Annotated in this window: 15 protein-coding genes; 7 read left to right on the top strand and 8 right to left on the bottom strand. The window is 66.8% G+C overall.

Going from position 1 to position 13,072, the window contains the following annotated elements; translation table 11 throughout:
* Positions 1-190: 190 nt before the first annotated feature.
* From N8J89_RS12775 to N8J89_RS12750, 6 genes are all read left to right on the top strand, one after another.
* Positions 191-604 (top strand): XRE family transcriptional regulator, encoded by a 414-nt coding sequence (locus N8J89_RS12775; protein ID WP_283664552.1) that lies wholly within the window; start codon positions 191-193, stop codon positions 602-604.
* A 165-nt stretch (positions 605-769) separates the two neighbouring features.
* The gene (locus N8J89_RS12770; protein ID WP_283664551.1) at positions 770-1,945 is read left to right on the top strand and encodes a hypothetical protein; all 1,176 of its coding nucleotides are present in this window, start codon (positions 770-772) and stop codon (positions 1,943-1,945) included.
* A gap of 4 nt (positions 1,946-1,949) precedes the next feature.
* Entirely contained in the window at positions 1,950-2,504 is a 555-nt protein-coding gene (locus N8J89_RS12765; protein WP_283664550.1) for a cysteine hydrolase family protein, read from the top strand.
* Positions 2,501-2,965 (top strand): phosphatase domain-containing protein, encoded by a 465-nt coding sequence (locus N8J89_RS12760; protein ID WP_283664549.1) that lies wholly within the window; start codon positions 2,501-2,503, stop codon positions 2,963-2,965. The genes N8J89_RS12765 and N8J89_RS12760 overlap by 4 nt, the downstream gene beginning before the upstream one ends.
* Positions 2,966-3,121: 156 nt before the next feature.
* Positions 3,122-4,636, top strand: coding sequence for a pentapeptide repeat-containing protein (locus tag N8J89_RS12755; RefSeq protein WP_283664548.1), 1,515 nt, complete (start codon positions 3,122-3,124; stop codon positions 4,634-4,636).
* A 42-nt stretch (positions 4,637-4,678) separates the two neighbouring features.
* Positions 4,679-5,032, top strand: a complete 354-nt coding sequence (locus N8J89_RS12750) for a hypothetical protein (RefSeq protein WP_283664547.1) — start codon at positions 4,679-4,681, stop codon at positions 5,030-5,032.
* A 57-nt stretch (positions 5,033-5,089) separates the two neighbouring features.
* On the opposite strand, the gene N8J89_RS12745 is transcribed toward N8J89_RS12750, so the two are convergent.
* The 5 genes from N8J89_RS12745 to N8J89_RS12725 form a co-directional block, all read right to left on the bottom strand.
* A complete protein-coding gene (locus tag N8J89_RS12745) occupies positions 5,090-5,269 on the bottom strand; it encodes a hypothetical protein (RefSeq protein WP_283664546.1) in 180 nt (59 codons plus the stop codon).
* 459 nt (positions 5,270-5,728) lie between these two features.
* On the bottom strand, positions 5,729-6,631 hold the full coding sequence (locus N8J89_RS12740; RefSeq protein WP_283664545.1) for a hypothetical protein: 903 nt from the start codon (positions 6,629-6,631) through the stop codon (positions 5,729-5,731).
* A 54-nt stretch (positions 6,632-6,685) separates the two neighbouring features.
* Entirely contained in the window at positions 6,686-7,315 is a 630-nt protein-coding gene (locus N8J89_RS12735) for a relaxase/mobilization nuclease domain-containing protein (protein WP_283664544.1), read from the bottom strand.
* Positions 7,312-7,707, bottom strand: coding sequence for a plasmid mobilization protein (locus tag N8J89_RS12730; RefSeq protein WP_283664543.1), 396 nt, complete (start codon positions 7,705-7,707; stop codon positions 7,312-7,314). Before N8J89_RS12730 ends, N8J89_RS12735 begins: the two co-directional genes overlap by 4 nt.
* 322 nt (positions 7,708-8,029) lie before the next feature.
* A complete protein-coding gene (locus N8J89_RS12725; protein ID WP_283664542.1) occupies positions 8,030-8,809 on the bottom strand; it encodes a hypothetical protein in 780 nt (259 codons plus the stop codon).
* A 146-nt stretch (positions 8,810-8,955) separates the two neighbouring features.
* Between N8J89_RS12725 and N8J89_RS12720 the strand changes: the two genes are divergently transcribed.
* The gene (locus N8J89_RS12720; protein ID WP_283664541.1) at positions 8,956-9,513 is read left to right on the top strand and encodes a hypothetical protein; all 558 of its coding nucleotides are present in this window, start codon (positions 8,956-8,958) and stop codon (positions 9,511-9,513) included.
* Positions 9,514-9,539: 26 nt separating this feature from the next.
* On the opposite strand, the gene N8J89_RS12715 is transcribed toward N8J89_RS12720, so the two are convergent.
* From N8J89_RS12715 to N8J89_RS12705, 3 genes are all read right to left on the bottom strand, one after another.
* Positions 9,540-10,235 (bottom strand): hypothetical protein, encoded by a 696-nt coding sequence (locus N8J89_RS12715; protein WP_283664540.1) that lies wholly within the window; start codon positions 10,233-10,235, stop codon positions 9,540-9,542.
* 540 nt (positions 10,236-10,775) lie between these two features.
* Positions 10,776-11,318 (bottom strand): SMI1/KNR4 family protein, encoded by a 543-nt coding sequence (locus N8J89_RS12710; protein ID WP_283664539.1) that lies wholly within the window; start codon positions 11,316-11,318, stop codon positions 10,776-10,778.
* Between the two features lie 20 nt (positions 11,319-11,338).
* On the bottom strand, positions 11,339-13,072 hold the full coding sequence (locus N8J89_RS12705; protein ID WP_283666151.1) for a DNA/RNA non-specific endonuclease: 1,734 nt from the start codon (positions 13,070-13,072) through the stop codon (positions 11,339-11,341).

The raw sequence follows: 13,072 nt of genomic DNA, 5'->3' as shown, positions 1-13,072 counted from the left end.
CTGGTGACGCCTTGTCCGCGTCACCAGGGCTTTCTGCTGTCTGTGGCTGTGTCAGCGACACCAGCAACTATTGCTAGTGCTGAGATTAGCGCTAAAACTAGCACCGTCAAGCTAAGCGGGGACCTCAGGAGCGCCAGGACGCTAGCGACGCGCTAGCGTTAGTACTGAACTCAGCAGGTCAGGAGGTTGCATGGCGAAGGACTGGGCTGCCGTCTCGAGGGCCATCACCACCCGGATGGAGGAACTTGGCCTGAAACAGGCTGAGGTGAAGGCGCGTTCGGGTCTGGCCCTGCAGACCGTCCGAGAGTTGCAGCTCAATCTGACTTCGCGGGACCGTCCCAAGCGGACGTTGGCCGCGATGTCCGAGGCGCTCGAATGGCCGAGCGACCACCTGTCGCTGGTCCTGGAAGGGAAAGACCCGGGCGAAGCGGCCGGGAGCGATCTGATGGTCCCCACGCTTCGTGCCGTAGTGGCGGAGTTCAAGAACCTGCGGGACATCGTGGAGCGCCACGAGGCCGAGCTCGTAGAACTGCGCGCCTTGAAGGCCGCGATCCAAAGCGATTCCGCTGCAGGCAAGGAAACCCGGCCCGATGAACCGCGGTGACATCGCCAGGCCTGGCACCGCACTGGCACCGTTGAGCCGCCGGCGCCCGACGAACCGGCGGGGCCAGCTGCGGTAGTTGATTCGGTAGTTGCTCGCATGATCTGAGAATCGACCAAAGAGGACAGAGCGAACAGACGACAGCGAGGACACAGGGGGACACCAGAGATGTCCATGGACGCCGGGCAAACGGGGGCAGGCAAGCCGCCGACGCCGAACCTGGTGCTGGTGGCCGAGCGAGAGAGGCGAGGTTGGGGACGGCCGAGGCTGGCCAAGGAATTTGAGGACATCGGTCGCCGCCTCGATCTCCGAACGCCACCGCTGGCTGCGATGGAGAAAGCGATCTATCGCCACGAGACCGGCCGCTCGCTTGTGAAGGACGAGCTGTACGTCCAGCTGTACTGCGAGGCCTACGGCGCGACCGCGCACGAACTGTTCGGCAGCCTCGTTGCAGGCACGGCCGATTCCGGTGACTGTGACCTGACAAGCCACAAGTTCGTTCCGGTGTATCTCGGCCAGGAGCTGACCAAGCGGGTCATTGAAGGCGAAGGACTGCAACCGTCGTCGGTGCAGTGGACCGAGTGCCACTCCGGGAAAGTCATCCCACCGAATGGCAGCGGGGCGATCTACGCATTTCCCTGGGGCGTGGTGGTTTTCCACATTGTCGAGCCGTTGGGAATTCCGAACATCGCCAGCCTGGCGATGTGGCGTCGGCAGACGCATCGCGACACGCGAGCATGGGTGACTGATCGACTGCGGACCATCACGAGTTCTGCTCTCCCCATCGCCCACTACGTGCTGTCGGCCTACTGGCTCCACCATCCACTGTGGACGGGCAGTGAACTGGAAACCGCGATGCGGATGCTCAGCATGCCGAGAGTCCTGCTGGACCGGGGCGACACCGTGGAAGGGCCTTCCCTCCACCACGCCCAACTGGTCGAGCAGCACCTGCTCCGCGACGGATTCCACGACGGCCGCATCGACGACTTCGGGGTCAGGGGCTTGTCGATCGGCTGCGCGAGCTGGGCCGGGGTGAGCTACTTCCCGCTCGCGCCGAGCCGAGCCTTGAGGCCGAGCGACCTGGTGGAATGCGAACTGCTCGTCCAGGCGTTGTGGTGCTACTGCCACCATGTGCACGAGCAGGTCGAGCGGGGCAAGGACCCCGTTGTCCCCGTCGAGTTCGGCTGGCGCTGGCTTCGGGCGGCACGGTCGCGGCTGACCATCGCCCGGCCGCAGGAAACGGCGCAGTACGCGTCCATGCGTGCCGCCGTGCTGGAGACGAGCGAGTTGGAGAAGCACCTCACAACCGCGCTGGAGCTGTTGCGCGATACGGACGGAGGATGAGCAGGTGGATCTCGCCAAGAGCGTGCTGGTCGTCGTCGACATGCAGTACGGGTTCGTGTCGAGCAAGTCGGCGCCGGTCGTGCCGCACGTGGTCGACCTGGTCCGGCGCTGGGAAGAGGTCGGCGGGGCGACCCTGTTCACCAGGTTCCTCAACTACCCCGGATCACCCTACGAGCGACTGATCAACTGGTCCCGGATGCAGCAGGCTCCGGAAACCGACATCGTGGCGGAGCTGGTGCCTGCAGCGAGCCGGGCGGTCAAGACGATCGACAAGCCGATCTACTCCCTGTTCACCGAGGACGGTGCCGCGACCGTCGAGAAGTACGGCTGGGAGAACATCGTCATCTGCGGCATCGCGACCGAGTCCTGCGTGCTGAAGACGGCCTGCGACGCGTTCGAGCGGGGCCTGGCTCCGTGGATCGTGCGCGACGCCGTGTTCAGCCATGCCGGGCAGGAGGCGCACGACGCCGGGCTCCTGGTCGCCGGCCGGTTCATCGGCCGGCGCCAGCTCATCGACTCCGAGTCCCTGTTCACCGAGAAGTTGGCGAACGCCGGATGACCAGGCGGCTGGCGGTGCTGGACATCGACGGAACCGTGGCCGATGTCCAGCACCGTCTGCCGCTTCTGAACAGCGACTCGCCTACCCGGTGGGCGGACTTCTTCGACGCCGCTGCCGACGACCCACTGCTGCCGGACGGGGCCGCGCTTGCTCGTCAGCTCGCCAATGAACACGAGATCGTCTGGCTCACCGGACGTCCCGAGCGTCTTCGAGGTGTGACCGAGAGCTGGCTGGATCGCCACGGACTGCCTTCGGGGCGCCTGGCGATGCAGGAAGCCGACGACAAGCGCCCGGCCCGCCTCGTCAAGCTCGAACGGATCCGGCAGCTCGCCGCGGATCACGAGATCGCGGTTGTCGTCGACGACGACCCGCGCGTGGTGGAGCACCTTCGACGGGCTGGCCTGCCAATGCACCAGGCGACGTGGCTTCCCTGGCAACCGGTGCTCGGGCAGAACTGGTGACTGCTCAGAAGCTGTTTGCATTCCTGGAGCGTCGCGAACCACCGATGACTGGGCCGCTTTCGCGAAGGTCAACCCGCGCTGCACCATTGGGGGTGACTTTGGGATTCGGGGTGTGGGGCACTCCCGGTCGTGACGGTGCTGGCCTAGAACTGCCCAATGCCCGATGACACCACCAACGCCAGGCCTCGTTTCGTTCCCGACTGGCCTACCTGCACCGAGGATGCGGGACGGTGCTCCGGTCGGCGGATTGAGGGGATCGAGCAGTGCCTTGCGCACCTGGCTGGCGACCATCTTGACACCGCACTTGGCCGGTTCGCTCCTGGGGCTGATGTGGACCTTCGCGGCACGACTCTGACCCCGGGGCTTCTGCAGCGGCTGTTGGCGGGCATGTCCGAAGGTGAGGATCCGCCCCGCTCCTTTCCTCGCTTTGGCCGTGCGGATTTCCGACACTGCTTCTTCTCCGGTGACGACCCACAGCACACCGGCACTGCCACTTCTAACGACCTCGCCCTCCCCGTCTTCCGGTTCTTCGGCACGGAGTTCGGCGGGGACGCCCGGTTCGACGGCACGGAGTTCGGCGGGCACACCCGGTTCGACCATGCGAACTTCGGCGGGTACGCCCGGTTCGACGACGCGAACTTCGGCGGGCTGGCCGGGTTCGACGGCGCGAACTTCGGCGGGCACGCCCGGTTCGACGGCGCGAACTTCGGCGGGCTGGCCCGGTTCGGCAGCGCGAACTTCGGCGGGCAGGCCGGGTTCGGCGGCGCGAACTTCGGCGGGTACGCCCGGTTCGACGACGCGAAGTTCGGCGGGGAAACCTGGTTCGACAGCGTGAAGTTCGGCGGGGACGCCGAGTTCGACGACGCGGAGTTCAACGGGAGCACCCAGATCGGACCGCTGGTGGCGAGCACGCTCTCGTTGAATGCGTCCTTTGCCAAACGAGCCATCGTTGAAGTGGAGGCGGGCAAGATTTGGGTCAATGGCACGCGGTTTGAAGACGGGGTTGAGCTCCGCGTGCGGTACGCGATGATCGATATGCAGGGCACGTTCTTCGGTGCGCCCTCCTCGTTGAGCGGCGCGCCAGCACCATTCGGCCATGCGGGCTGGACCGTGGCAGCGGAGCGCGAACAGGTCAGCGCGTGGGTGGCTGAGCGGGACGGAGCCGACCCGGTGAGTGTGTCCGGCCGTCGCGGTGCTGGTCTTGAGCTGTGGGTTCCTCAGCTGCTGTCGGTGCAGGAGACCGATGTCTCGCAGCTAACGCTGGCCGATGTGGATCTGCGGTGGTGCCGCTTCACCGGAGCCCACCAGCTGGACAAACTGCGCCTGGAAGGCCGTAGTCCGTTCAACCGGCCACCCGGCTGGCAGACCGGCCTGGCCTGGCCGCCAGTGTGGCGATGGACCTCCCGGCGCGTGCTGGCCGAGGAACACCCTTGGCGCGCCAGACGGCGCAAGTCCGGCGGCTGGACCAAGGCCCTCCCCGATCTTGACGGTGTCGAGGGCCCGCCAGTGGGTCCGGAGCGGCTGGCGGTGGTGTACCGGTCGCTGCGCAAGGCCTTCGAGGACGGCAAGAACGAGGCCGGGGCCGGGGACTTCTACTACGGCGAGATGGAAGCGCGCCGGCACGCTCCCTCCACCGGGCGTGCCGAGCGGGCGTTGCTGACCGCCTACTGACTGATCTCCGGGTACGGGCAGCGGGCCAGCCGCGCGCTGGGCATGCTGGCCGCGACCATCGGTGTGCTGTTCGTCCTGCTGACCACCTACGGCCTGCCGCAAGAGGCCGCGGTGCAGCAGGTGACCGGTGCGATCCCGGCGGCTGTGGCTGAGCGGCCACAGCCGATCACGCTGGAGGTCAGGCCCGTGCCCGCGGTGCCGCCGCCGCCGGATCAGCGGTGGACGGCCGAGCGGGCAGGGAAGGCGATCCGCATCGTTCTCGGCTCGGTGATCTTCCGCGATACCGATCAGCGCCTCACCGCAGCGGGGACGTGGACGGTCATGGCCGGCCGTGCACTCGGTCCGTTGCTGCTGGCTTTGGCGGCGCTGGCCATCCGGGCCCGAGTTAAGCGGTAGGCGGCCGCGCCGGTGTGCAGCGGGTTCGGCCTGCTGCGGGGTGGCTTGCCAGCCAGGTCAGGCTCGCTGGCCGCGTGGTGCGCTTTCGGTGCGGTGTGGTGAGCAGAAGCGCGCCCCGGCGCAGTGCTCGATGCCGTCCAGCCAGCTCGTCCTGCACTCCGGGCAGACCCGCCGCAGCGCCCGGCCGCACGCCGGGCACCGGCGCGGTGTGCCGCCCTGGCTGTTCGTGCTGGCCACGACGGCCAGGCTAGAACCGCGCGGTGCCCACGGCCGATCTCCGCAGGCACCGCTGTTCCGCAACAGCGGACCCAGACATGCCTCTACCTGCTATTACCTCATGATCCAGGCTGGATACTGTTACCACACAACGAACCTAGGGTTCGGAAACAGGCAGTCAGCTTGTCGCCGACGTCCGTACGCTGCGGATTCTCCGCGCCCGTGGCGAGGCCATCGCTCCCCTCGACGACCTCGCCACGATCCGGCTCGCGTCCGGCTATTTCCGCTCGGACTCCGCGAGAGCGAGGACGGTGGCCAAGAGGCCTTCAATCTTGTCCATCGACTCACGTACGCTGCTCACACCTGGCTCACGCTGTGCAGCCACTTGATCTGGTATCCCGCGCTGCGCCGGGACGAAATCGCGATCCACTCCGTCATCCAGCTGCCTGTCTTCGGCATTCATCTTGCCCCCCAGAGGGTTCAACGCGCTTGAGTTCGGCGGGCCGAGGCCGCTGCCGGGGGCCGAACTGTCGGCCCCGCGCGCTGGGAAGCCCGGCCGACACCGGCAGGTGCCGGCCGGGGGTCCTCACGTGCAGCGCGCACGGTGGGCCTGACGCTGCTGAAGTCGGGTGCTGTCTCGTCCGCGTTCTCCCCGGACACGGACGGCCTTGCGGCCTCCTCCTGGATCTTTGGATGCGCCGCCAGCGCCTGCACTGCGCTCGCGACCTGCTGCCGAGCAGAGGCTCGAAGCTGATACCGGTCGGCCATCGCCATCAGCGCCCGGATCAAGCCGTACACCAGTAGCAGCACGCCGACGAACACCATCGGCGTCGGGCTCTTCGCAACCGCTGCCATCCTGGTCGCGCGCACAAGCAGCGGGAGCACGATAGCCCGTTTATGGCCCGCCTCCCGGATGCGCACGCGAGGGAGTTGCGCCGCGCGGGCAAGCTGCTCATGTGCTCGGCGCAGCTGTGTGTCCAGCGGCTCGAACCGCACCAGCACCGCGGTCATGTCCGCCAGCTGCGCGGCCACCCGGTGCCAACGTTCCGGGCCTGGCAGGCCCAGGCAGTCCCTAAGTTCGATGTCCGCGCCCTCCAACGCCTTCATCACCGACCGCCAGTAGTTGTGCGGCGCGGCCGCCTCGTAGCCACGCTCCACCTCGCCCGACCAGATCCGCACCTCGAACGCTTCCCACGCGGAGGTAGGCGGTCCCCAACGTTCGCGCAACCGCGGCAATGACAGGTCGCGACGAAGACTGGATCCGGCTAGCCAGAACGGCTCCGTTGCAGCGCCGACTGGTTCCAGCGCCACCTTGTAGCCGACCACCTTCTCAGCGACGACCCGCGGTGCGACGCGAACGTCAACGGCCTTCACCAGGTCCAAGAACTCGTGCTCGCTGCCGGCCTGGGCGGCCGCGGTGTGAACGAGCGCGGTGAGTCACTCGCGGTCGGTTTGACCGCCTCGCCGCTTGGCCCGCTGCAGCTCCGCCCGGGAGGTGGCCTTCCGGCCAGAACCCGCCGGCGCGGTCCGGGTCAGGTCTAGCCGCTCCTCAGCCTCCAGGCACCAGGCTCGCCACCGCGGCCAGTCCCGGTAGGTGCTCGCGATCCGCCCGTCCCCGCGAACGAGGTTGACGAGCAGGTGCACGTGGTCGTTGCCCTCGGCCGACAGCCCGTGGTGCACCGCGACCCACCGGCAACCACCGGAGCCGCTCCGGTCCGGCCCCAGGCCCATGTGCTCGATCGCGGACTCGGCGAGCTCGCGCCAGGTCTCGTCGCCGAGCACCCCGTCAACGCGGGGCACCGCGAGCACCACGTGGTAGACGTGGCCGCCGGGCACTTCGACCTCGTGGCCGGTCATTGCCGCGTCGACCTGCCGGGCGAGCGTTGCTACTCCCCCGCGCCGGCCAACCCGGTCGGCGAACCGCCCGCCGCTCAGCCACTCCGGGTCCCAGGCGGCCACCAGGTGCGGGTTGGTGTGCTCGTTGGCCTTGCCCGGCGAGAACAGGTAACGCAGCAGCCCGTAGGTGTGGCTACCGCGCTTCCCGTTCTCGGGCGCCTTGGCGATCATGCCGCTCGCGTTCCCGCCGGCGCGATCGCGTCGAGCACCGCTTGGTGCCTGGCCAGGGTCTCGTTGAAGTAGGCCAAGGCTCCGGAAAGCCCCTCGGGGAGCTCGCCGGTCGCGTTGGCCGCGGTCGCCATCTGGTTCAGGTTGGTGCCGATCCGGATCAGCCGGACTTCGACCACTTCAAGCTGTTCGGCCCACCAGCGCTGCTGCCGAAGAGACCACGCACCGGGCCGGTCTCGCAGGCCGGACTGGATCAGGTAGTTCGGCAGGGACAGCCCTGCGGCCTTCGCGAGCGCGTGGAGCCGGTCATAGGTCGGCTCGGTGGTCCGGCAGTTGATCCGCTTCGGCGAACCACCTTCCACACGGCGCTGACGACGCCCTGAACGATCATCCATCGCACACAGTCCCCCCGGACCGTCCATGTCGGCCGCCCCCGCAGCCGAACCATGGCAGTCACCTTACGTGACGAGCGGCCATCACGCTACGTGGTGATTCCAGGTCGCGCAGCCGACTGGTCAGCCGCGATCGGGTGGCCGGATCTCTAACTTGCTGCGAACGGCACAGGCATGCTCGGCGGCCTCGGCCACAGCGGTGTCAAGGGCGCGAGCCGCCTGCGGCCACGCCGGAGCGCGCTCGTACCCGTGGGTAGGTGACTACTGAAGCCGGGTCGCCGACGTCGCCTCTGCGACCACGCGGTTGTCGGTCTAGATGCAAACGTCAGGGCGCACTACCGCGCTGCTCGTACACCTCCACGGCGCCCTTGACGGTATGCGCTGCGGCCAAGCCGAGGAACAAGGCACGGCCGAGGTCGTTTTCCACCACCAGGTTCTGCACGGTCGGGTCGGCAGTGGGGCTCGTCTGAACCACGTTGCCGTAGCTCAACATGGCCCACGAACGCCCGTGGGCGAATCCGGACGCCAGCCTCCACGGCAGCAGAACACCTAACTGCCACGGAAGGTACATCTCGGCTGCCTTAACCGCCTCGGTGCTCGTGTAACCCTTCTTGATCGTCGGGACGTACTGCAGACGCCGGACCGCAGCGACGTTCTTCACCTTGTCGAGGCGGTCCTCAAGTGGAGTCGGCACAGCAATCCCGGCACTGGTGGCAGCCTGGTCACCATCCTTGATGTTCTTGACCTGCCACTGCAGGGTCCGAGTGAGTCGTTCATCCCGCGAGGCCGGGCTGGCGATCCAAACCGCGGTCGCGGCGCACTCCAGAGCACCCCGTGCCAGCGTGGCCGGAGCAGCAATGTGCAGTACCTGTGCACGCAACACCAAGGCACACAAGGCATGCAGGTGATCCACCGCCGAGGTGATGCTTGTCTTCACCGCATGGGAGACCTGAAACGGACTGCTGTGCCTGTCGTCTCCGGCCAATGCACTGCTCGGTCGGATAGAAAACCCGTCTGGGGTGCTCGACCTGGCGACCAACTTTTCGGCCAGCTTCCCGATCTCACCCCACTTGGCTAATACTTGGTGCTCCGACGGCATCGTCATCGACCCATCACACCCTTGTGGTCCGCTCGACGGAAGTCATCGGGGCTGCACCACCGCCAAGTTGTTACCCAGGGAGGTGTCATTGAACCGCCTGCACCCGAAACGAACAACGCCGAGATCGCGACACTGTGGGTAGGAGGTACTTCGTGAATCTTGATGACCATCTGCGGCGGCACGCCGATGAGCAGACCCAGGCCGCTCGATGGCACATTGAGCGAGAGGCGAGCGAAGTCGCCGCGCACGCACACATCGCTGGACTCGTCAGCGACTTCGCTCGCCGCAGTCGCGAACTCGGGAAGCCTTCGATCCCGCAATACGACACCGCGGTCTACGAGGGTTGGACGTACGAGACGTACCGGCTGAGCACTGTTGGCTCCTGGCGCGCCACAAGCACCTTGGCAGCTACCCCCACCGTGCTCCGGCGCGTCTGGGAACTCGACCTCGTCAAGAGTGACTCTGACGGCACGACGACCGAACGGGTGTACGTGAGCGTGGCCGGTGATCATTTGCTGTCCCCTGTGCGTACCAGTGACGTGATCGGCCAGAGGCGCTGGTGGTTCAGAACACGGATAAAGGCCCCGTTCCAGCCTGTCGGCAGGTACCTCTGCGGTGTCGACTACCGCGAGGCCATGCCTCACCAGTGGAGCGCGGCCACCTTGCGCGACGAACTAGGAAAAGCGATGGCGCGATCTCTAACGAATTGATCGCGGAAAGCCCACGTTCGTCGACGTCAACAGCGCCTTGGCGGCATTAGCTGTGGTGCCCATCGCTTCGCTTCTTGGCCGAGCACCCCTGTCCGCCATGCACGAGTGATCAGCTCTTGCCAACCGGCGAACGAGTTGATGATGTAGTCGTTCAGTGCCGCGCGCGCCTCTTTCGATGTGCCGGGTGAGGCCAACTTATTCAGCAACTCGGGGTGGTCGTTGACGAGCCCTCGGTGAAGTTCTTCCCACAGTTCTCGCGGTGACGTGTGTGGCTGCGGCGCAGAGGCGAGATGATCGAGATTGTAGAATCGCCCGCCCTGGGCATAGGCACCGAGCGTACTGAGGATCTTCTTGATATGCGGGTCGGCGTCGACAGTCGCTAGCAGCTCGGCTATGAGACCGGGAACAGTGCTGTCGCATCGATGCTGACCCACGAGCGCGCGGACGTATCGGTCAAGCTCAACGATGTTGTGTCCCCATTCGTCCTTCATCACTTCCCTCGACGGCCATCTCCCTGTGTCGTGCAGCGACCTCATACCCGCGCTGAGTTTCAAGAGTTTCTCGACACCGCCGGCTAGGCAGACGAAGACTGTGTCTGCGTCATGAGCGGCGAACCTGTACGCCTTCAACACGTTCTGTCCGTGTCGCAACAGAGACGCTGCCGCATCCACCTCATCAGCCAAGGCGCGGAGCTTGTCGCTTGAGATGTCAGATAGCGCCACAGAGGTAGTGTCGGCTGGAGTTGTTGTCATGTCCACTCGTGGGGGACACAGTCACCTTCTAGACCACCGAGCAGGCTCCGGACTTCTGCCGCTCCAGCCGGAGTGCTGCGAACACTGGCCGCGCAGTCAGCCTGGCGAGAGACGCGCGCTTGACGCAATGTCATCGGGGCAGCTGTGGACCAACTGTGGACCACGGCTACAGCAACACCAGCGAAACCGGCAGGTTGAGGAGTTCAGCAGCAATCAAGGAGAGGTCTGTTTTGCCAGCTTGCGGGCACCCCAACGTCCTGGGGGTCAAGGGGTCGCAGGTTCAAATCCTGTCGTCCCGACGGTCTGAGAAAGCCCCGCTGAAACTGGCGTCAAGCCAGGTCAGCGGGGCTTTCTCGTTGCTCTGCAAGATCGCGGTAGTCGATCTAGACAGCTCGTTGTTGGGGACCATTTGGGCAGCATGTCGCGCTTCACGGCACGCTGGACACGTGCACCGTCGGCCAGCCCGCCGCTTCCGTTCGCATCAGTCGCCGCGACAGCAGTGGCTGGATGTCACAGCTGCTTCCAGGTCGCCGTTCCCCTGCCCCACAGGACGGTGTTCCCGTCCAGGGGACTGGTGGGGAAATCGGCCCGCAGCGTGCGGGTGAGGAACTCGGCCATGCCGCAGTCGTAGCGGCTGAACTTGCCTTCGCCACGGTCGAACACCAGCACCGGCCACTCCGCCGGATCCGTCGCGGTGGCGTCCCAGCAGAACATGTCCGCACCGCTGGAGGCTGCCCAGGTGATCAGCGACGGGGACGTCCCTGCCAGCTCGGGGGACTTGAACGCCATGTCCCAGGTGTCCTCCGCGTTGCCCGTCTCGTGGACCATGCCGTCCCAGCCGGCCTCGTGCAGAGGCGCCTTCGGCTGTGGGGGGACGACCTCCAGGAAGTCCTCAACCGTCCCGGCGCCGTAGGCCTGGATGAATCGCTGGTAGTCGGGCGGGAACGGCCGTTGCCACGACCGGGCGATCTCCGCCCAGTCGAGGTGTGGCCCGCCGGTGGGCGGCGGTGGCATGAGCCGCATCAGGATGTCCACATCGGCTGCCGAGCTCATTCAGTGCTCCTTCGCCCCGGTCACGGCATTCCGGCGGTGGGGACCGGTGTGCCCGCGTCTGTCTGGGTGCCCAGGTTGTACCCGTTGGAAAGCATGTTCGGCACGATGGCGTTGAGGCTGAGTGCCGGGGTCCCGTCGGGATAGGTGCCCTGCACCGTCATGTGGTAGCTCGTGGGGACCGTTCTGTTGCCCGAGTACCGGGGAGTCACGCTGTACAACACCTGCGCGTCGCCGGAGTCGATCACAGCCTTTATCTGGTTCTCCCAGATAGCCATGTGGTTGAACCGGTACTGCTGCGAATCTCGCTGACTGGCGTTGGCGCTGCGTGCGCAGGGCGAGAGGTTACGCAGGTCGCTGCCGGACCCGCCGAGCTGCTTGCCGAGCAGGTGGCAGGCGTTGATGTTGCGGGTCTGGCTCAGGCCCTTGCTGGTGGCGAAGCTCTGCGCCCACTGGTAGCCGGGCGGCTGCGCACTGGCCGGGGTGCCGGTGTGGCTGGCCAGGTACCCGCGGTTCAGGCACGCGGTGATCCCCTGGGCGCGGTGTCCGTTGCTGGCATCGGTGTTCTGGATCCGGTCCCAGCCCTGCGGGCCGCAGTCGACCCGCTTTTCGGGCCGTCGCCCGGTGGGACGGCCACCGGGCACGCTCTGGACCCGGATGATGTTGAGCATCCTTCCGTCCACGAAGGCGGTGGCCTGCCCGCCGGCGTTGATCGCCTGGGACACGGGATCCGGCGAGGATCCGGGAGCCACGACCTCCAGCGCGGTGAACGTGCCGCCCGGGTTCAAGATCAGGCCGTCGTAGGAACGGTGGGGGGACAGCCCCGCCGCCTTGTCCGGCGTGAGTCGCTTCACCGTGCCGGGGGTGAGCAGCACCCGCACCGGCTGCGGATGGACGGTGACGCCATTGGCTTCGCCGTACTGGGTCAGGGCGTCGCGGACGGCTTTCGGAGAGCTGGGGTCACCGCCGTCGTTGCCGGCCCGCCCGGTGTCCGCGGACACCTTCGCGGGCCGTCCTTGATCACCGCCAGCCGCCAGATCGGCTGCTGGGCCGTCGTTCTGCGGCGCCGTCGCGGCCTGCTGGAGCGCGGCAGCAGCCTGTTCGAGCAGGTTCCGCATCTGGGACTGCAGGGTGGCGATCCCGTTGTTGTGGGCCGTGATCCGCTGGTTGAGCTGCTGTTTCCCCTGCTCGAGCTGCTGTCCCTCGCTGGCTACCTGGTTCTGCTCAGCGGTGGTGGCGGCCTTCTCGGCGTTGAGTGCGCTCTGCCGGGCCTGCATCTGGCTCTGCTCGGACCGGAGCTGGGCGGCTTCGGCGTTGTAGGCCGCGTACGCCGCTTGCTGCTGGGGCAGCCGGAAGGTGTTCGGCTTGGCGTTGTGCGCGTTGATCCGCACCTGCAGGGCCGCGACCTGCTGGTTCAGCGCGGCGGCCTTGCCGTTCCAGCCAGCCGCTTTCTGCTGGACCGCGGCGGATTTCTGGTTGTGGGCCTGGATCTTGGCTTCTTCGGCTTGCTTCTGCTGGGTCAGCTGCCGGCCTTGCTCCTGCTCCCGGAGCACCTTTGCCTCGATCGCCTTGAGCTCAGCGAGGAACTTGGGGTCGAGCTGGCCGACGAGGTCCATCCCGCCAGGGCGAGGGGGCGCCAGCACGGCGGTGTCGGCGGCCGCCACTGCCGCGCCGGGCAGGAGAACCAGCACGGCCACGGAGAGGACGGCCAAGGCACGCTTGAAGAACAGCACGGTGCGGGAACTGCGGCGCTTCAT

Source organism: Crossiella sp. CA-258035, from assembly GCF_030064675.1.
Classification (GTDB): Bacteria; Actinomycetota; Actinomycetes; order Mycobacteriales; family Pseudonocardiaceae; genus Crossiella.
This window is presented reverse-complemented; position numbering and strand designations above follow the sequence as displayed.